The sequence below is a fragment of the Rhodomicrobium lacus genome (genome assembly GCF_003992725.1).
In the GTDB taxonomy this organism is placed as follows: Bacteria; Pseudomonadota; Alphaproteobacteria; order Rhizobiales; family Rhodomicrobiaceae; genus Rhodomicrobium; species Rhodomicrobium lacus.
Window position 1 is genome coordinate 370,488 of record NZ_RZNF01000007.1, and the last position, 18,799, is coordinate 389,286.

Consider the following 18,799-nt stretch of genomic DNA (forward strand, 5'->3'; position numbering starts at 1 on the left):
TTCCTTGGGCTGCGCGCTCGTTGTCGTGGGGTTTAACACGCTGAGCCGATCAGGGGATCGTTTCCCGCACCTGCCCGCCTTGCGGCCCGCTTGCGACAGCGGACGCCGGAGGCGCGAAGGCTGCTTCCGGCAGGCGGATCTCCTGCAAATTCGGCTCTCTTGCCAGCGAACCGTGCAGGATCATGATCTTCTGCCAGATCTTGTTGCTGAGGGACGCTGTCAATTGCTCGATATCGTTCACTGCATCGAAAATGACGGGATCGCGGATGCTTTGCGCGTAAAGTGCCGCGAACTTGCTGATGAGAGACAGCATTTCCGAGCAATATTCGAGATAGCGGAGCAACTCGCGCGGGTTCAGGTCGCGGTCGGGCGAGGATCGCGTCGGCGGCAGGTTTGCCGCCATGGCCGCCGGATCCTTGTTCATCTGGTGGCTGTCGACGACGTGGGCGAAGGCGCGCAGGCTGTGGAGGCCGCGGAGCGTCTTTTTGCGCTTCATGCGCGTGGCGCGGTTCGTCACGAAGAAGATCACGAGGGCGACCGAGACGGCAACATGAATCGCCGCGCTGACGCCCTGCATCGCCTGAAAGAACTCCTGCTGTTTTGCGAACTGGATTTCGATCCATGGGATGCGGGCGAGGATGAAGACCGTGACCGCGAAGCCGACCATCGTCAGCGCGCCGATGACGAAATCCGCCGCGACGTTGCGCTTCGCGAGCAAACGCGCTTCCTGAGCGATAGCGTGGGCGTATTCGGCAAGGCGCGTGGCCTCACGAGTGAGGCCGCGATCGGGAAAACGCTCGGCCACGCGGTTCTTGAGCTGATAGGCGGACTTGATGACTTCGGTTTCATCAAGGGTCACGAAACGGGGCATGGGGTGCCTTCCCGCCGCTGAAACTGACTATTCGTTTTACAGGAAATGATCTGTGATCCGACCTTCCGGGTCGAACCTTCTCCTGCAACGAAAGCCGCCTTTTCGGGCTTTTCGTGGGCGGCTATGAGGCGGCGACCGGCGCTTTCACGGCTTTCCCGCGAGCGGATCGGGGCCGTATCGGTTCGGCCCTGTTTCGCCCTGCAGGATCCCGAACTGAAGAAATCCCCAGATCAGGGAAGCAAGAAAGAGCAGCCCGATGAAGTTGACCGCGCCCTCGCCGATGGCCGCTTGCGCCGCAAGCCCCGGCGCAAGGCCGAGGGCAAGGAACGGCGCAACGACGAGCAGGATCATCCAGCCGGAAAGCCCCCTGTCATGCAGGCGCTTCACGCCGAGCGCCAGCAGGTTCCATAAAGCAACGCAGAACACGAGCCCGGGAATGAACATCCACCGCGCGATTTCGGCCGCCACCGGCTTCGCCTCGGCGCTGTTGAGCCAGTCGCGGTTGTTCATGTTCTGCACGATTTCCGGGTGCCGGTTGAGGTAGTCTCCGAGGAAGAGAAACGACGCTGTCAGCACCGTCAGCACGACGGTGCTGACGAGCGTCGTCGCCCGCCACCAATGCGCGCGGCTCAGGCGGCCTTCCAATCCGAACAGGATGCTCCAGATGTCGTGATCGCCGCCATGATAGCCGGGCGGAAGCGTATCGGGACCGTGCGCGTTCGGGCCGGGCGTGCCGCGCAGCACGCTCAGTTGCACGAACATGAAGATGGAAAAGCCGGTCAGCACGGCGGCAAGGAAGCCGGACGAGGCAGGCGTTCCCGTGTCGAGCGTATCCGTCATCGGCACAAGCGCCATGGCTATGGAGAAGCCGAAATAAGAATACCAAAGCCAGCGCGGCAAGTTGCGGTCGTGAAGGCGCTTCACGGACAGCGCGCTCATGGGCCAGGCTATGAGGGCGAAATAGCTGAGCCAGACCGGTTCCCACAAGCCCGACTGGTCGGCGGGGCGCTGCCAGACCGCAGGCGCGAGCGGATCGCCGGTCGCGAGCCACGAAAGGAGCGCGGCGAAGGCGAGACCGGCGCCCGTTACCGCGAGACTTCCGCCCCAGTATGTCAGCCGGTTGATGCGGCCGTGAAAGCCGAACAACACTTCGCCCCAACCCATCGGATTCTCCATCGCGCTCCCGGCGCCTTGAGTTTCCCGCATTTCATCGCAGAGCCGGAAGCCCGGTCTGTTGTTGCGGCCTTTTGCGTTTCGCAAGGAAGCGCAGACGGCTCGGTCACCCGTGATTTAACGCCAACACGGCATTTACAAACGCCCGCGACCAGCCCCGTTCAATCGGAACATTCAACGCGCGACACTCTATTCGCGCAGGAGATCGTTGATCGACGTCTTCGAGCGCGTCTTCTCATCGACGCGCTTCACGATCACCGCGCAGTAAAGCGACGGACCCGGCTCGCCTGAAGGCAGGGCCTTGCCCGGCATCGCTCCCGACACGACCACCGAATAAGGCGGCACGCGGCCATAGAAAACCTCGCCCGTCGCGCGATCCACGATTTTCGTCGACTGCCCGAGATAAACGCCCATCGACAGGACCGAGCCTTCGCCCACGATGACGCCCTCGGCCACCTCCGCGCGCGCGCCGATGAAGCAATTGTCCTCGATGATGACGGGGCCGGCCTGAAGCGGTTCCAGCACGCCGCCGATACCCGCGCCGCCCGAAAGGTGCACGTGTTTGCCGATCTGCGCGCAAGAGCCGACGGTCGCCCAGGTGTCGACCATCGTGCCTTCGCCGACATGGGCGCCGACATTCACGAAGGACGGCATCAGCACCACGTTCTTCTCGATGAAGGCGGAGCGGCGCACGATGGACCCCGGAAGCGCGCGGAAGCCGGCGGCGCGAAAGCGCGCCTCGTCCCAGCCCGCAAACTTCGACGGAACCTTGTCCCACCACGGCCCCGGCGCTTCGCCGTCGCCGAGAAGTGTGTTGTCGTTCAGGCGGAACGAGAGAAGCACCGCCTTCTTCAGCCACTGGTTCACGACCCATTCGCCGCCAACCTTCTCGGCCACGCGAGCCTTGCCCTCGTCGAGAAGCGAAAGTGCCGCTTCGACCGCCTCGGCAATTTCACCTTTCTGCCCGAACCGGATGGACTGGCGATCCTCGAACGCGGCGTCGATGACCGCCTTCAAATCATTCGTCATGGGTGGAAACCTCCCGCTTTCTTTCCTGCAAGTGCGTGCCCTCCGGCGACGCCCTCTGTCAAGCCGCTTGGACCGCCTGAAGGATCGCATCCTGCGGCTTAACGCGGTCTTCAGCACACAACCCGAAAGCGCACAGCGCGGTCGGGCGCATCCGCTATTCTGGCCATGAAGTCCCAGAAAACGCGAGTGAGGGGTCTAATGTCAGGTTTCCCGTCCAGGCGCGCGTCGCTTGCTTGTTGTGCGATGCTGGTTTTCGCATTCGGCATCGGAGCGGCGACGGCGGCCGGGTTCGAATGCCCGGAGATCGGCAAGGGCGAGGTGCGGATTTCCCCCGTGCAGGCGAAGGTCTTCACGGACGGCAACTCCGCCGATCTAGCGAACGAGATCACGAGCCTGATCGTAAGCCTCAAGTCCCAGCGGCCCGGCATCGACTATTCGAGCCTTCTCAACGCAGCGATGGCGGCTTACTGCCCGGTCATCGCGGATGCAAAGAACCTCAGCACGCAGGAGAAGTCGGCCCGCATCTGGAAGTTCGAGGCGGTGCTGCGCGAGAGACTCGCCGCCCAGATCTCATCGGGTGGCGATTCGTCGATCCTGGCGCAGGTGGACATCTCGCCGACCGTCTACGAGGCGTTGCGCGAGAAGGCAGCATCGCTCGGCCAAACGCCCTCGAAATACATGGCGTCCATCCTCGACAAGGCGGCATCGGAAGCCGGCCAATAGGTTTGCCTCTGATCCAGCGCGCCAGATAAACTTTGAGACAATTTTGCGGGGAACCGCATGACATCGGGCGTGTCCACCTCACAAGAGCGCGGCGTAACAGCGACCGCGCCGGATGAGTGAGGTGTTCACGACATGACAATCAAAACCATCGCTGGAGCGGCTCTCGTCGCCGCAACACTTGCTCTGCCTGTGCAGTCGGCATCGGCGGCGCCCCTATCGTCTTCTGCCGCCGTTCTGACGCAGGCCGCGGCTCAGTCGGGTGTCGAAAAGGTGCACTGGCGCGGCCATCGCGGCTATTACGGCCACCGGAGATGGGGGCACAGGCACTGGGGCGGCCCTCGCGGACCGTTCTTCGCGCCGTTTGCATATGGTTATTATCCGCGCTATCGGCCCTATCGCTACGGCTACTACCCGCGCCACAGATACTATCGCTACGGGTATTACGGATATCCGCGCTACTACCGCAGCGGCTATTACGGCGGGTGGGGTGCACCGTACTACGGTTACGGGGGCTACGGCTGGGGACGCCCCGGCCTGAGCATCGGCTTCGGCTTCTAGGTATCAGCGGGGCGGGCGTGCCGATCAGGGCGCCCGCCTGCTTTTCGTTTGAAGCGCGGCAGTCTACTGATTTGACGGGTTTGCTTCGGGCGAGCGGGTATTCAATTCGCTCGAAAACGCGCCGGACGACAGGGGAGCCGCATCGGCCGGTTGCGTCTTTTCGGGCTCCGCCTTTTCAGACTGAACCTCGTCGGCGCTAATCGTATCGGATGGCGGCTCGTCCGGTGAAAGCGCGTTCGTTGCCGCCTCCTGCGGCGTGAGTTCGTACAGCAGGAAAGACTCGATATAGATCGACTTTTCCAGCGCCAGCCTTGCCTTGAAGCCCGCTTCAGCGATTTCGCGATCGAAGAAATCGAGATCGGAATCGGACGAGATCATGAGATACATCCGGCCGTCCGGTTTCAGCCGCGCACGCGCCTGACGGAAAAGGCCGCGCAGGTTCAGATTATCCGGCCCCGAATGCCAACCGGCATCGGCGAGATCGCGCGTCTTGCCTGCATGCTTCGGCGGGCTTGAGAAAATGACGTCGAAGATCGGGCGCGCCGGAATCGCATCCATAAGATTGCAACACAGACCTTTCACGTTCGGGCCGTAACCGTTCGCCTCCGCGTTCTGGACGGCGGCGTCGGCGGCGTTCGGGTTGATGTCGAGCGCGAGCACGAAATCCGCGCCCGCGCGTGCCGCCGCCAGCGCGAGAATGCCCGAGCCGGTGCCGATATCGGCAACCACCTTGCCCCTGAGATCGAGGCCGTCGATGAAGTGAGCGAAGGTCTCGCTCGAAATGAAATAGCGCGGATGGAAGACGGTCGGCGGCACCTCCAGCATGAAGCCGGCTGCTTTCGCGCGCTGCGTATCATCGTGGTTCAGCACGAAATGATAGGACAGATAGTGCAGCGTGCTGCGCAGGGCCTTGCGAAACGCCGACTGCGGACGCCCGCGCCTGTCGAGCGCCGAGGGCGCCGCGCCACCAGCGGCGACCGGATTATGCGAAGCCTGTCCCAATACCTGATCCATGACGAACACCCCTGCGGTTAGCGTTAGCGGTCTGAAAGCTGTGCGTGCTTGTCGCGCCATGCGGCGAGACGAAGGAACGGCAGGACGACGCGCTGCGCCATCGAGGGCCCGCGCGCCGGAAGACGTCGCGGCTCGTCCCGTTGCGCGGTTTCGTCAGCCAGCGCGCCGCGAAGACGCGCGAGTTCCGTGGCAACGGGGTTCCATTCACGCCAGGCCGCCAGGGCTTCTTCCGCAAGGAGGCCGCTAACGACTTCGGGCGCGGGGCCGAAGATCGGCAATTGCCGGCCCAGTTCTTCGTCGTGGAGGATCGTCCATTTGGAGACGCCTCCCATCGCGGGCGAGGCGAGCGCATAGGCGACGCGTCCGACCCAGGCTTCGCGAATGCAGAAGGAGCACATCGCGCACGGTTCGACGGTGGAATAGAGCGTCGACCGGGCAAGTCCCCCACGGCCAACGGCCTTCAATGCGGCGGCAATTGCGATGATTTCGGCATGACGGGAGAAGTCGGCGTCGCGCATCGCGCGGTTCCCCGCTTCGGCGACGATTTCGCCATCGAGCGCAACGAGCGCGCCGAACGGATAATCACCGTCCCGGGTCGCTTCCCGCGAAAGCTCGATGCACCTGAGCATCATCGCCTCGTCGGCCGCATTCCACCATGCCATGACGCAGACCCTTCCCGCCGCCGCCCCCGACGTCACACGCCGGAAGCACGAAAAACTCTCGACCATTTATAGGGATAATGGCTTCAGGCTGGCTTAAGCGGGGACGGACAGAATCGTGCGCTGTCTTGTCGATCCGTTTTTCATATCGGTGCGGGACGTTTTGCGGATCGGCTTCGCAACTTCTGCGGGGCGGCAGGGGTGCCTTAACATCTTTTAATTTGGCGGCAAGTGGTTTGTAATATTCGCCTTCTTATATCAATGAGACGACGTAAATGTTTCAGGGGACAGCTGACCGATGGCTACAGGACAACTAGAAGATGCGCGGATAGGCAAGCGGGCCTACGGACGCGTGAAGTCAGCGGGCGCCTTTCTCGGCGCAGGGCTTCTCGGCGCGGGCCTGCTGACGGCGATGCCCGCCGTGCCCTTCCACAGCGGGGCCGCATTTGCGCAGGAAGCAAAGCAGGGGCCGCTGCCCGGCTCGCCTCCCACATTCGCCGATCTCGCGGACAAGGTCCGTCCGGCCGTGGTGAGCGTGAACGTAAAATCCCGCGGCACCGCCGGCGAAACCTCGCAAAGAGATTTGCCCGACCTTCCGCCGGACCACCCGCTGCGCGAGTTCTTCGACCAGTTCAAGCATAACCAGCCTGAGCGCCGCCCCTCCCGTGCGCAAGGTTCCGGGTTCCTCATCTCACCGGACGGCTATGTGGTGACGAACCACCACGTTGCCGACAAGGTGGACGAGATCGAGATCACCTTCGAGAACGAAGAGAAGTACAAGGCGAAGGTCGTCGGCTCGGATGCGCGCACCGATATCGCGCTGTTGAAAATCGACTCCAAGAAGAAGTTCGACAACTGGCTCGAATTCGAAGACACCCCGCCGCGCGTCGGCGACTGGGTGCTGGCGGTCGGCAATCCGTTCGGACTCGGCGGCACGGTGACGGCGGGTATCGTCTCGGCGAATGGCCGCGACATCGGCTCCGGTCCTTATGACTTCCTCCAGATCGACGCGGCGGTAAACCGCGGCAATTCCGGCGGCCCCGCTGTGGACCTCAAGGGCCGTGTCGTCGGCGTGAACACCGCGATCTATTCGCCGTCGGGCGGCAGCGTCGGCATCGCGTTCGCCATCCCTGCTTCCACCGCCAAGGACGTCGTCGACAAGCTTCGCGACAAGGGCAAGGTGTCGAGCGGTTGGCTCGGCGTTCAGATCCAGAATCTCGACGAGAATATTGCCGAGAGCCAGGGGCTGAAGACCGCGAAGGGTGCGCTCGTCGCGAAGATCATCGCGGATGGCCCCGCCGCGAAATCCGAACTCAAGGCCCGCGACGTGATTCAGCAGGTTAACGGTCGGTCCGTCAGCAACTCGCGCGAACTCGCCCGCACCATCGCAGCCCTTCCGCCCGGCGCCGATGCAAAGCTTCGCGTTTTCCGCAATGGCGAAGAACGCGAAGTCACGGTCAAGCTCGGCGAATTCCCCGCTAACGACAAGCTTGCCTCTCTTCAGGGCGGAAATGACGACAGCGACAGCAGCGCTTCAGGCAAGGAGCTGGAAGACCTCGGCCTGACGCTCATCCCCGCGCCCGAGTTTCCCGGCGCCAAGACCAAGGAAGGCGTCGCCATCGTGAACGTCGATCCGAACTCCAAGGCCGCCGACCAGGGTCTGCGCCGCGGCGACGTGATCGTCGAAGTGAACGGCAAGACGGTCTCCTCGCCCGACGACGTCGTGGACGGCATCCGCGACGCGCGCCAGAAGAACAAGAAAAACGTTCTGCTTCAGGTGAGGAGCCGCGACCAGCAGCGCTTCATCGGCCTTCCCATCGACAAGTCCGACGAAGACAAGGAAAGCGAAGCCAAGGAGTCTACGGGCTCCGACAAGAACAAGGGCAAGCGCTAGTGGAGCGAATTTGACATTTGAGTCCCGGTGGCTGCGAGCTCTCGCTAGCAAGCGTGCTGCAAACGGATGCAAATGTCGGAATCGGACCACTAAGGCTGGCCGGAAATGCCGCCTCGGGGCGGCATTTCCCATGATGATCGGTGAAGGCCGACGACATCGTCATCGGCCTTCCTCTTGAGCGGCGGACACAAGCAAGGTGAACCATGCGGGTTCTGATCGTTGAGGATGATCGCACTGCGGCCGATTTTCTGGCCAAGGCGCTCGGTGAGGCCGGATTTCAGACCGAGATCGCGGGCGACGGCGAGACCGGTTTTGACAGTGCCACATCATCCAAATTCGGCGTTCTGATCGTGGACCGCATGCTGCCGAAGCTCGACGGTCTGACGCTCGTAGAGCGGCTTCGCGAGCGCGGCGACAGCACGCCGGTGCTGATCCTCTCGGCACTCGGCGCCGTGGACGACCGTGTGAAGGGTCTTCGCGCGGGTGGCGACGACTACCTGCCGAAACCGTACAGCCTCGTGGAACTCGTCGCGCGCGTCGAGGCGCTTGCTCGGCGCGGTCCCACCGAACGCGCAGTGACGACCTACACGGTCGGCGATCTCGTGCTCGACCGCTTGTCTCACAAGGTATCGCGCGGCGGCGAAACCATCGTGCTCCAGCCGCGCGAATATCGGCTGCTCGAATATCTGATGAAGCATGCCGGGCAGGTGGTGACGCGCACCATGCTGCTCGAAAACGTGTGGGATTATCATTTCGACCCCCAGACGAACGTCATCGACGTGCATATTTCCCGGCTGCGCAGCAAGATCGACAAGGGGCAAGGCAAGCCGCTTCTGGAAACCGTACGCGGCGCGGGTTACATGATCCGCGATGAGCGTCGCTAATTTCGTAAAACAGATTCCCCGCCTCGTTCTCGCGACGCCGTTCCGGCTGTTCGCGATCTATGTCTCGCTGTTCTGCGTCGCAGTCGCCGCAGTCTTCATCTATGTGAACGTGGCGATGCAGGGATTTCTTGCGCACGAGGCGGAAGCAGCGGTCCAGACCGATTTCGACTTCCTCGCCGCGCGCTACAACGAAGGCGGACCGGCCGCGCTCGGCCCGGCCATCGCGGAGCGTTCCGCCGCGTCCAACAACGGCCTCTATCTTCTCACCGACGCCAACGGCCGCTGGCTCGCGGGCAATCTCGAAGCCGTGGCGGCCGATCTCTGGGCGACGCAAGGCGCGGCCCAATTCGCCTATCGCAAGCGCGGCAGCGATGTGCGGCAGCGGCAGGCGTTCGGCGTCGTGACGCGTCTGCCGAACGACCTCCATCTCATCGTCGCACGCGACATCGAAAACCAGGAGACGCTGAAGCGCCTGCTGCGCACCGCGTTTCTGCTCGGTTATGCGCTGATCATCGCCATCGGCGCGGCGGGGGCCGTGATCGTGAGCCGCCGCATGCTGCGCCGCGTGGACGAAGCGTCGAGCACCGCCCGTGCGATCATGCAGGGCAATCTCGCGCAGCGCGTTCCCGTGAGGGGGCGCGCCGACGAGTTCGACCGCCTCTCGGAAAATCTGAACGCGATGCTCGACCGCATCCAGGATCTCATGATCGGACTGAAGAACGTATCCGACAACATCGCGCACGACCTGAAGACGCCGCTTCATCGCTTGCGCACGCGGGCGGAACGCGCGCTCCAGTCGAGCCCCTCGCCCGAGAAACTCACCGAAGCGCTGGGCAGCGTCATCGAGGAGGCCGACACCCTGATCCAGACTTTCGACGCGCTGCTCAGCATCGCGCGGCTCGAAGCGGGCTCGCGGTCGGAGAGCTTCGGGCCGCTGAATGTCTGCGCGCTCCTGAACGACGTCGCCGAGCTTTATGAGCCCGCGGCGGAAGAACAGGGTCTTTCGCTCGTCACCACCTGCGCCTCCGACGCCGTCATGATCGCGGGCGAGAAGCACCTCATCGTGCAGGCGGTAGCGAACCTGCTCGACAACGCGATGAAGTACGCCATCCAGCCCGCCCCCGAGGGTGGGGCAAAACATCCCGCTGTTGAACTCGGCCTTGAGGACCGGGGCGATTTCATCGACATCCTTGTTTCAGACAATGGGCCGGGCATACCCGAGGCGGACCGCGAACGCGTGCTCCAGCGCTTTGTGCGTCTTCAGCCGAGCCGGTCGATTCCCGGCAGCGGGCTTGGCCTGTCGCTCGTCGCGGCGGTCGCGCGCCTGCATGAAGGGTCCGTCTCGCTCGAAGACAACGGGCCTGGGCTTCTCGTGCGGCTGCGGCTGAAGAAGAACCTCGTCGCGGCGTCGCAAAAAGCGCCCGGCGAAGAAGCCGAAATGGTGACGCATGCAGCCTGATCCCGCAGCGCTTCAAAACCGCCTCACGCCAACCCCGCTCGACAACGCGGAGGGCACCGGGCGTCAAAGGGCGGATCGCGCGATGGCCGCGCTCAAGGCCGTTCGGCCCGAGGCCGCTTTCGACGACAAGACGCTCGCGTTCCTGTCCGGCGTGTTTGCGGGGTCGGAATTCCTTTTCGGTCTCGCCGAACGCAACCCGGAGCGGCTTTTTGAGACGCTGGAAACCGCGCCCGAAGCGCGCTTCGACGCCGTGCTGGCCCGCGTCGCGGACGAAGCGGCGACGACAACCAGCCAGCGCGAGCTGATGACCGCGCTTCGCATCGCGAAGGCAGACCTTGCGTTTCTCGTCGCGCTCGCCGATCTCGGCGAGGTTTGGAGCGTGGACGAAGTCACGCGCCGCCTGACGGATGCAGCCGACGCGCTTGTCGGCCATGCGGTGCGCTTCCTGCTCGCCCGCGCCATGGAAGTGCGCAAGTTCTTCCCGCCGGACCATACGCGCCCCGAGGAGGGCAGCGGCTTTATCATTCTCGGCATGGGCAAATACGGCGCGCACGAGCTGAACTATTCGAGCGACATCGACCTCATCATCTTCTATGACCGCGAAACCGCGCCGCTCGGCGACGGCGTCGAGGCGCAGCCCTTCTTCGTGCGGCTCGTCCGCGACCTCGTCACCATCCTGCAGGAGCGCACGGCGGACGGCTACGTGTTCCGCACCGACCTGCGCCTGCGGCCCGATCCGGGTTCGACGCAGGCCGCCATCTCCACCGACGCGGCGTTTCGCTATTACGAAAGCCAGGGCCAGAACTGGGAACGCGCCGCCATGATCAAGGCGCGCCCCGTGGCGGGCGACATCGCGGCGGGCGATGCGTTTCTGAAGTCGCTCGCGCCTTACGTCTGGCGCAAATATCTCGACTACAACGCGATTTCCGACATTCACGCCATGAAGCGGCAGATCCACGCCGCGAAGGGGCACGAGAAGATTGCGGTCGCCGGGCACAATCTGAAACTCGGGCGGGGCGGCATCCGCGAGATCGAGTTCTTCGTACAATCGCAGCAACTCATCGCGGGTGGCCGCCAGCCGCCGCTGCGCACGCGCCGCACGATCACCGGCCTGAAACTTCTGACGGATTACGAGTGGATCACGCCGCAAGTTCGCGACGACCTTTCGGACGCCTACCGCACGCTGCGCCGCATGGAGCACCGCCTGCAAATGGTGGCGGACCAGCAGACGCATTCGCTTCCGTCCTCCCCCACCGAACTCGAACGCTTCACGCGCTTCGCGGGTTATGCGGACGAGGCGCGTTTCGAGCGGGACATGCGCTCCACCATGATGATGGTGCAGGAGCATTATGCGGCGCTCTTCGAGAAGACGCCCCAGCTGACCGCGCCGCAAGTCGGCGGTGGAAATCTCGTCTTCGCGGGCGATGTCGAAGATCCCGCCACGCTCACCACGCTTGGCGCGATGGGCTTCAGGAACCCATCCGGCGTCATCGCCATGGTGAAGGGCTGGCATTATGGCCGCTATGCCGCCATGCGCAGCGCCCGCGCGCGCGAGATCCTGACCGAGTTTACGCCCGCGCTCCTCGAATCCTTCGGCAAGACGGGCGACCCCGATCTCGCACTCTCCACCTTCGACAAGTTCCTCGCCGAGGTGCCGACCGCGCTTCAGCTCTTCTCGATGCTGCGCGCGAACCCGACCTTCCTTCAGCTTCTCGCGCAGATCATGGGGTCCGCGCCGCGTCTCGCCCGCATCCTCTCGCGCCGCCGCCGCATCATGGAGGCGCTGCTCGACCCGGACGGCTTCGGCGAGGCGCCGACACCGGACGAAGTGCGCAACCACATCCGCCGGGACATCCTCGCCGCCGAAACTTACGACGACCGCCTCGACCGCGCGCGTGTCGTCGGGCAGGAGCGTATGTTCCTCGCGGGCGTCGAACTTCTTTCAGGCCGTATCGATCCGCGCGAGGCCGGCGCAACCTACTCACTGATTGCTGAATCGGTCATCGAGGCGCTTCTCGACGCGGTTCAGGAGCGCTACGGCGCAGACATGCCCGCCCCTGCGGTTCTCGCGATGGGCAAGCTCGGCGGGCGCGAGACGACGGCCTCATCGGATGTCGATCTCATCGTGGTTTACGATGTTCCGCAGGACAAGGCGCAGGCCGCGCCCCAGCATTATGCGCGCCTGACACAACGCCTCATCGCCGCGCTCTCCGCGCCGACGCCCGAGGGCGAGCTTTACGCCGTCGACATGCGGCTGCGACCGTCCGGCAAGGCGGGCCCGGTCGCCGTTCGGCTCGATGGCTTCCTGTCATACCAGAAGAACGAGGCCTGGACTTGGGAGCACCTCGCGCTCACCCGCGCGCGGCCCATCGCGGGCCCGCCTGAGCTTCGCGAGCGGCTTTGCGGCGCGATCCGCGACGTGCTGACGCTGCCGCACGACCGGGCAAAGACTGCGGGCGATGTCCTCGAAATGCGCGCGCTCATCGAGAAGGAAAAGGGCACGCGCGACCTCTGGCAGATCAAGACGTTCAACGGCGGCCTGATCGATGTGGAGTTCATTGCGCAGTTCCTTCAGGTGGCGCATGCGGACCGCCTGCCGGAGATCCTCGACCAGAACACGGAGGCCGCGCTGAAGAAGCTTGTCGCGGCTGGCGTGCTCGACCCGGAAGACGGCAGCAGGCTGATCCATGCCGCCGAGCTTTTCAACGACGTCTCCCAGATCCTCCGCCTGTGCACGGAAGGCGCTTTCGACCCGGCCACTGCGCCATGCGACCTCATCGAGGCGTTGCTGCATGTCACCGGTGAGCCGGATGTCGCGCGCCTCGAAGAGCGGCTGCGCGATACCTATGCCGAGGTTGCCGCCCTGTTCCCGAAGCTCGTCCGTTAACCGACGCATCAAAGGCGGCGCTTCCAACCGTGGATCGTCCGGGCGCTTCCGTTCTGCGACGCAACAGAAGCCCGGCCGAGGTGTTCTCGCGTCGGACGATCGCCTTCCGTCATGGCGTCTTTGCATCGAACCTTCGGCGAAAAAGCATGCGAATAAGTCGATCGTTCACAGAAGCTTAGAATGCTTTTGAAACCGAACGCCCGCACAGTGAGCGCCGCGACAGAACGCAATTCGCGCCATGCGCAACGAGGACGGAAGATGGCCCGCATCATTGTTGTCGACCCCTTCGATTATGTCGTCTTCGGCGGCACGGGCGATCTCGCCCGGCGCAAGCTTTTCCCGGCGCTCTATCACCGCGACTTCGACAACCAGCTGCCAGAAACCGCGCGCATTATCGGGGTGGCGCGGCGCGACGAGACGACGGAGAGCTATCGCGCCGATGTGGAAGACGCGATCCGCGCCTCTCTGCCGGAAGGGGATATCGACGGCGAGACGCTCGGCCGCTTCCTCTCGCGCGTCGTCTATGTGCGCGCCGACGGCATGAGCGACGATGGCTGGGACGAACTCGCGGGCGTGCTCGAAGAGCGCCGCGATTGCATTCGCGTGTTCTACCTCGCCACCGCCTCGAACCTCTTCGGCCCGCTCTGCCATCGCATCAAGAGCCATGGCCTCATCACGGACAAGACGCGGCTCGTGCTCGAAAAGCCGTTAGGACACGATCTCGACTCCTCACGCGCCATCAACGAAGCGGTCGGGCAGGACTTCCCGGAAGATCGCATCTACCGCATCGACCATTACCTCGGGAAGGAGACGGTGCAGAACCTTATGGCGCTGCGCTTCGCGAACGTGCTGTTCGAGCCGCTCTGGAACGCCGCGCATATCGATCATGTGCAGATCACCGTCGCCGAGACGCTGGGGCTCGGAAGCCGCGCGAAATACTACGACCAGGCGGGCGCGCTGCGGGACATGGTGCAGAACCATATGCTGCAGATGCTATGCCTCGTGGCGATGGAGCCGCCGACCTGCATCTGGGCAGACGCTGTCCGCGACGAGAAGCTGAAAGTGCTGCGCGCGCTGAAGCCCATAGGGGGCCGGGAAGCATTGCACGTTACCGTGCGCGGCCAATATCGCGCGGGCGCGGCGGACGGGCATGCCGTGCCGGGCTATCAGCAGGAACTCGGGCCGGGCGCGGCGACGAGCCAGGCGGAAACCTTCGTCGCCCTGAAGCTCGAAATCGACAACTGGCGCTGGGCGGGCACGCCGTTCTACCTGCGCACGGGCAAGCGGCTCCCCGCGCGGGTTTCGGAGATCGTCGTCACGTTTCGCCCGATCCCGCATTCGATCTTCAGCCGCGACGCGGGGCCGGTGGTGCCGAACCGGCTCGTCATCCGCCTTCAGCCGGACGAAGGCATCAAGCTTTGGCTCATGATCAAGGATCGCGGACCTGGGGGGATGCGGCTTCGCAACGTGCCGCTCGACATGACCTTCCGCGAGGCTTTCGGCCAGCGGAACCCGGACGCGTATGAACGCCTTTTGCTCGACGTGGTGCGGGGCAACCAGACGCTGTTCATGCGCCGCGACGAGGTGGAAGCCGCATGGCGCTGGATCGATCCGATCCTTGCAGCGTGGGACGCGAGCAAGGAGCCCGTGAAGCCCTACACGGCGGGTTCGTGGGGCCCATCGGCTTCGATTGCGCTGATCGAGCGCGACGGCCGCACCTGGTATGAGGAGGATTCATGAGCGCGATCATCGAGCGGCATGATTTCACGGACGGCGGCGCGCTCGCGGAAGCACTGGCGCAACGGGTGGCGGACGCGCTAGAGGCCCGCATCGGCGAATTCGACCGCGCGTCGATTGCCTTGTCGGGCGGGCGCACGCCCCCCGCCTTTCTTGACGCGTTGTCACGCAAAGTGCTGCCATGGGATCGCGTGTGGATCACGCTCGTCGATGAGCGCTGGGTGCCCGAAAGTTCGGATCGCTCGAACGCGGGGCTCGTGCGCGCACATCTTCTACAAAACGAGGCCGCGGCTGCGCATTTCGTGCCGCTCGTGAACGAGGCGCCGACCCCGGAAGCGGGGCTGGAAAAAGCCGAGGCGCTTCTGGAGCCGTTGCCATGGCCGCTGGCGGTTTGCGTGCTTGGCATGGGTGGCGACGGACACACGGCATCGTTTTTCCCGCACGCTGCGGGCCTCGACGCCGCGCTCTCGCCGCAGCCCGGTGCGCGCCTCGCCGCCACGTCCGCTGACGCCGCCGGAGAGCCGCGCATTACCCTGACGTTGCCGGTCATTCTGGACGCCTCGCTGATCGCGCTCCACATAGAGGGCATAGCCAAATTGCGGGTTCTGGACACGGCGCGTGCCGCTGGCCCGGTCGAAGACATGCCCGTCCGCGGCGTGCTTCGGGCGTCGCTCCGGCCGGTCGAAGTGTTCTGGAGTCCGTAGAGCGTTTCCGCCTTTGATGGATCGAAGGCGGATTCTATCTCTCTCGTTTTAGAGTGCGTCTTGTCGGAGAACCGCTTCAACTTGAAGGCACTCGCCCGAAACAGATCCATGAGGCGCTGAAGCCGAAAGGAGATTGTCGTGTCCATCAATTCCACCGTCGGCGAAGTCACCGAACGCATCGTCAAGCGCAGCCATGACAAGCGCGCGCGCTATCTCGACCGCATCGCGAAAGCCGCCGAGCGGAAGCCCGAGCGCACGCATCTCGGCTGCGCGAACCAGGCGCACGGGTTCGCCGCATGCGGCCCCATCGACAAGGAGCGACTGCGCGCGGGACGCACGCCGAACCTCGGCATCGTGACGGCTTATAACGACATGCTGTCGGCGCATCAGCCCTATGAGCGCTTTCCGCCGCTGATCCGCGAGGCGGCGCGCGAGGCGGGCGCGACGGCGCAGGTCGCGGGCGGCACACCCGCCATGTGCGACGGCATCACGCAAGGCTTCGAGGGCATGGAGATCGGCCTGTTCTCGCGCGAGGTCATTGCGCTGTCGACGGCGGTCGCGCTTTCGCACCAGACTTTCGACGCCGCCGTCATGCTCGGAATCTGCGACAAGATCGTGCCGGGCCTGTTCATCGGCGCGGCGTCGTTCGGGCATCTGCCTGTCGTGTTTATCCCCAGCGGCCCGATGACGTCCGGCCTGCCGAACCCGGAGAAGTCGCGCATCAGGCAGCTCTACGCGGAAGGCAAGGTGAGCCGGGACGAGCTTCTCGCGGCGGAGGCGGCATCCTACCACGCGCCCGGCACCTGCACCTTCTACGGCACGGCGAACACGAACCAGATGGTCATGGAAATGATGGGCGTGCACCTGCCCGGCGCGTCCTTCGTGAACGCCAACACGCCGCTGCGGGACGAGCTGACACGCGAAGGCGTGCGCCGCGCGCTCGCCATGACGGCGCTCGGCAATGAATACACGCCGTTCGGGGCGATGGTGGACGAGCGCTCCTTCGTGAACGCCATCGCGGGCGTGCTCGCCACGGGCGGCTCGACGAACCACACGCTGCATCTTCTCGCCATGTCGGCGGCGATGGGGATCACGCTGACCTGGGACGATTTCGAAGTGCTCTCGAATGTCGTGCCGCTGGTCGCGCATGTCTATCCGAGCGGCAGCGCGGACGTAAACCAGTTCGCGGCGGCTGGGGGCGTGCCCTTCGTCATCCGCGAGCTTCTGGCGGCGGGCCTGCTCCACGGCGACATCAAGACCGTATGGGGCACAACGCTCGACGCCTATGCCATCGAGCCGGGGCTCGACGAAGAGGGTCATCTCGTCTGGCGCGACGCGGCGGAGAAAACCGGTGATGAGAGGATTCTGCGGAGCGTCGATCAGCCCTTCAGCGTCGAAGGCGGTATCCGCGTGCTCGACGGCAATATCGGACGCGCGGTGATGAAAACCTCGGCTCTGGCGCCCGAGCGCCTCACGATCGAGGGGCCCGCCCGCATCTTTCATTCGCAAGAGGCCTTGCAGGAGGCCTTCAAGGCGGGAGCGCTGACTGGCGATTTCGTCGCCGTGGTGCGTTTCCAGGGGCCTAAGGCGAACGGCATGCCGGAGTTGCACAAGCTCTTGCCGCCGCTCGGTGTGCTTCAGGATCGCGGCCAGCGCGTGGCGCTTGTCACCGACGGGCGCATGTCGGGCGCATCCGGCAAGGTGCCGTCGGCGATCCACGTTACACCCGAGGCTGTGGCGGGTGGCCCCATCGCGCGAATTCGCGACGGTGATATAATCCGGATCGATGCCGTGTCCGGCACGCTGGCGGCGCTTGTCGACGAGAAAGAATGGGCGGCGCGCGAACCGGCAACCGCAGATCTTTCCGCGTCGCATGAGGGCGTTGGCCGCGAGTTGTTCGCGCCGTTCCGTGCGGCTGTGGGCGAAGCCGACACGGGAGCCACGATCTTTTTCAGGAGCGCCGCATGACTGCATCTGCACAGGCCGGTCTCGAGTCCATACTAAGCCGCGCTGCCGTGATCCCGGTGGTCGTTATCGACAAGGCTGAGGACGGGGTTCCGCTGGCGCGCGCGCTGCTTGCGGGCGGCCTCCCGGTGATCGAAATCACGCTTCGCACAGGTGCTGCGCTCGATGCGATCCGCGCCATTGCCAACGAGGTGCCCGAGGCGGTCGTCGGAGCGGGCACCGTGCTCGACGGGGCGCTTTTGAAGGCGGCGCGGGAATCAGGCGCGCGCTTCGCCGTGTCGCCGGGCGCGACGCCGCGCCTGCTCGACGCCGCCGATTCAGAAGGTGTGCCGCTTCTTCCGGGCATCGGAACGGCGTCGGAGGCGATGGCACTCATCGAACGGGGCTATCGCTTCGCGAAGTTCTTCCCGGCGGAAGCATCGGGCGGCCCTGCACTGCTGGCAAGCCTCGCCTCGCCTCTGCCCCAGCTCAAGTTCTGTCCGACCGGTGGCATCACGCACGACAACGCGCCGCGTTACCTCAAGCTGCCGAACGTGATCTGCGTGGGCGGCTCCTGGATGGTGAATCGGGCGCGGATCGCGGAAGGGGACTGGCCGTCGATTTCAGCGCTCGCGAAGGCAGCGGCGGCTCTTCATACGGCGCCGGTCATTTGATCAACGCCGCCGCCTCGCGGAAGCGGGGATGTTCCGCCGTCCGAAGCCATTCGAAGACGACCATCTCCGCCGTCACGATCTCCGCGCCGTGTCGCTCCATCCGCCGGATAGCGGTCTCCTTGCTTTCAGCGCGGCGCGATCCGATGGCATCGCGAACCACGAAAACGCGGCGTCCGCCTTCGAGAAGGCTAAGCACCGTCTGCAACACACAGATATGAGCCTCGCAGCCCGTCACGACGAGGTCTTTGCCCGCGCCCAGGCGGTCGAGAAATCCGGTGCTCCCGCAGGCATCGAACGTCATCTTCTGGAACGCATCTTCCATCGGCGCCAGGTCTTCCACCGTGGCGCCAAGGCCTTTTGCATATTGCTCGGTAAAGAGGGTCGGCACGCCTAGCAGGGAAGCCGCGGCCCGGAGCCTCTTCGCATGAGCGACAACGGCGGCGGCATCCTCGATGACAGCCATCAGACGCGGCTGAAAGTCGATGGCGAGAAGCAGGCTGTTTTCCGGGGAGAGCGTGGGCATGAGTGAGTTCCGATCTGCTCGATGAGGGATGTTCAATTTCGCCCATGCCCGTCGCGTTCGTCCATC

General features: G+C 64.5%; 16 protein-coding genes. 10 read left to right on the forward strand and 6 right to left on the reverse strand.

Going from position 1 to position 18,799, the window contains the following annotated elements:
• Nucleotides 1-49: 49 nt before the first annotated feature.
• The 3 genes from EK416_RS09005 to dapD form a co-directional block, all read right to left on the reverse strand.
• Nucleotides 50-871: a hypothetical protein gene (locus EK416_RS09005; protein ID WP_127077163.1), complete on the reverse strand. Its 822-nt coding sequence runs from the start codon at nucleotides 869-871 to the stop codon at nucleotides 50-52.
• 144 nt (nucleotides 872-1,015) lie between these two features.
• A complete protein-coding gene (locus EK416_RS09010; RefSeq protein WP_164729938.1) occupies nucleotides 1,016-2,035 on the reverse strand; it encodes a DUF805 domain-containing protein in 1,020 nt (339 codons plus the stop codon).
• Nucleotides 2,036-2,233: 198 nt separating this feature from the next.
• Nucleotides 2,234-3,073 (reverse strand): 2,3,4,5-tetrahydropyridine-2,6-dicarboxylate N-succinyltransferase, encoded by an 840-nt coding sequence (gene dapD / locus EK416_RS09015; protein WP_127077165.1) that lies wholly within the window; start codon nucleotides 3,071-3,073, stop codon nucleotides 2,234-2,236.
• Nucleotides 3,074-3,316: 243 nt separating this feature from the next.
• Between dapD and EK416_RS09020 the strand changes: the two genes are divergently transcribed.
• Both EK416_RS09020 and EK416_RS09025 read left to right on the forward strand, forming a co-directional pair.
• Nucleotides 3,317-3,796 (forward strand): hypothetical protein, encoded by a 480-nt coding sequence (locus tag EK416_RS09020; RefSeq protein ID WP_127077166.1) that lies wholly within the window; start codon nucleotides 3,317-3,319, stop codon nucleotides 3,794-3,796.
• Nucleotides 3,797-3,928: 132 nt separating this feature from the next.
• Nucleotides 3,929-4,354, forward strand: a complete 426-nt coding sequence (locus EK416_RS09025) for a hypothetical protein (RefSeq protein WP_127077167.1) — start codon at nucleotides 3,929-3,931, stop codon at nucleotides 4,352-4,354.
• A 63-nt stretch (nucleotides 4,355-4,417) separates the two neighbouring features.
• Here the strand turns inward: EK416_RS09025 and EK416_RS09030 are convergent, their stop codons facing one another.
• Nucleotides 4,418-5,368, reverse strand: a complete 951-nt coding sequence (locus tag EK416_RS09030) for a 50S ribosomal protein L11 methyltransferase (RefSeq protein ID WP_127077168.1) — start codon at nucleotides 5,366-5,368, stop codon at nucleotides 4,418-4,420.
• 23 nt (nucleotides 5,369-5,391) lie between these two features.
• Nucleotides 5,392-6,030, reverse strand: a complete 639-nt coding sequence (locus EK416_RS09035) for a nucleoside deaminase (RefSeq protein WP_164729939.1) — start codon at nucleotides 6,028-6,030, stop codon at nucleotides 5,392-5,394.
• Nucleotides 6,031-6,325: 295 nt separating this feature from the next.
• On the opposite strand from EK416_RS09035, the gene EK416_RS09040 reads away from it, so the two are divergent.
• The 8 genes from EK416_RS09040 (at nucleotide 6,326) to eda (ending at nucleotide 18,210) form a co-directional block, all read left to right on the forward strand.
• On the forward strand, nucleotides 6,326-7,921 hold the full coding sequence (locus EK416_RS09040) for a Do family serine endopeptidase (protein ID WP_127077170.1): 1,596 nt from the start codon (nucleotides 6,326-6,328) through the stop codon (nucleotides 7,919-7,921).
• A gap of 203 nt (nucleotides 7,922-8,124) precedes the next feature.
• Nucleotides 8,125-8,805 (forward strand): response regulator transcription factor, encoded by a 681-nt coding sequence (locus EK416_RS09045; protein ID WP_127077171.1) that lies wholly within the window; start codon nucleotides 8,125-8,127, stop codon nucleotides 8,803-8,805.
• Complete coding sequence (locus EK416_RS09050) at nucleotides 8,792-10,264, forward strand: sensor histidine kinase (protein WP_127077172.1); 1,473 nt, start codon at nucleotides 8,792-8,794, stop codon at nucleotides 10,262-10,264. The genes EK416_RS09045 and EK416_RS09050 overlap by 14 nt, the downstream gene beginning before the upstream one ends.
• Entirely contained in the window at nucleotides 10,254-13,151 is a 2,898-nt protein-coding gene (locus EK416_RS09055) for a bifunctional [glutamine synthetase] adenylyltransferase/[glutamine synthetase]-adenylyl-L-tyrosine phosphorylase (protein ID WP_127077173.1), read from the forward strand. Before EK416_RS09050 ends, EK416_RS09055 begins: the two co-directional genes overlap by 11 nt.
• 258 nt (nucleotides 13,152-13,409) lie before the next feature.
• A complete protein-coding gene (zwf, locus tag EK416_RS09060) occupies nucleotides 13,410-14,891 on the forward strand; it encodes a glucose-6-phosphate dehydrogenase (RefSeq protein WP_127077174.1) in 1,482 nt (493 codons plus the stop codon).
• Nucleotides 14,888-15,592, forward strand: a complete 705-nt coding sequence (pgl, locus tag EK416_RS09065; RefSeq protein ID WP_127077175.1) for a 6-phosphogluconolactonase — start codon at nucleotides 14,888-14,890, stop codon at nucleotides 15,590-15,592. The genes zwf and pgl overlap by 4 nt, the downstream gene beginning before the upstream one ends.
• Before the next feature lie 138 nt (nucleotides 15,593-15,730).
• A complete protein-coding gene (edd, locus tag EK416_RS09070) occupies nucleotides 15,731-17,560 on the forward strand; it encodes a phosphogluconate dehydratase (protein WP_127077176.1) in 1,830 nt (609 codons plus the stop codon).
• Nucleotides 17,557-18,210, forward strand: coding sequence for a bifunctional 4-hydroxy-2-oxoglutarate aldolase/2-dehydro-3-deoxy-phosphogluconate aldolase (eda, locus tag EK416_RS09075; protein WP_127077177.1), 654 nt, complete (start codon nucleotides 17,557-17,559; stop codon nucleotides 18,208-18,210). The genes edd and eda overlap by 4 nt, the downstream gene beginning before the upstream one ends.
• Here eda and EK416_RS09080 read toward each other — a convergent pair.
• Nucleotides 18,203-18,733: an isochorismatase family protein gene (locus EK416_RS09080; protein WP_127077178.1), complete on the reverse strand. Its 531-nt coding sequence runs from the start codon at nucleotides 18,731-18,733 to the stop codon at nucleotides 18,203-18,205. The genes eda and EK416_RS09080 overlap by 8 nt on opposite strands.
• Between the last annotated feature and the right edge of the window lie 66 nt (nucleotides 18,734-18,799).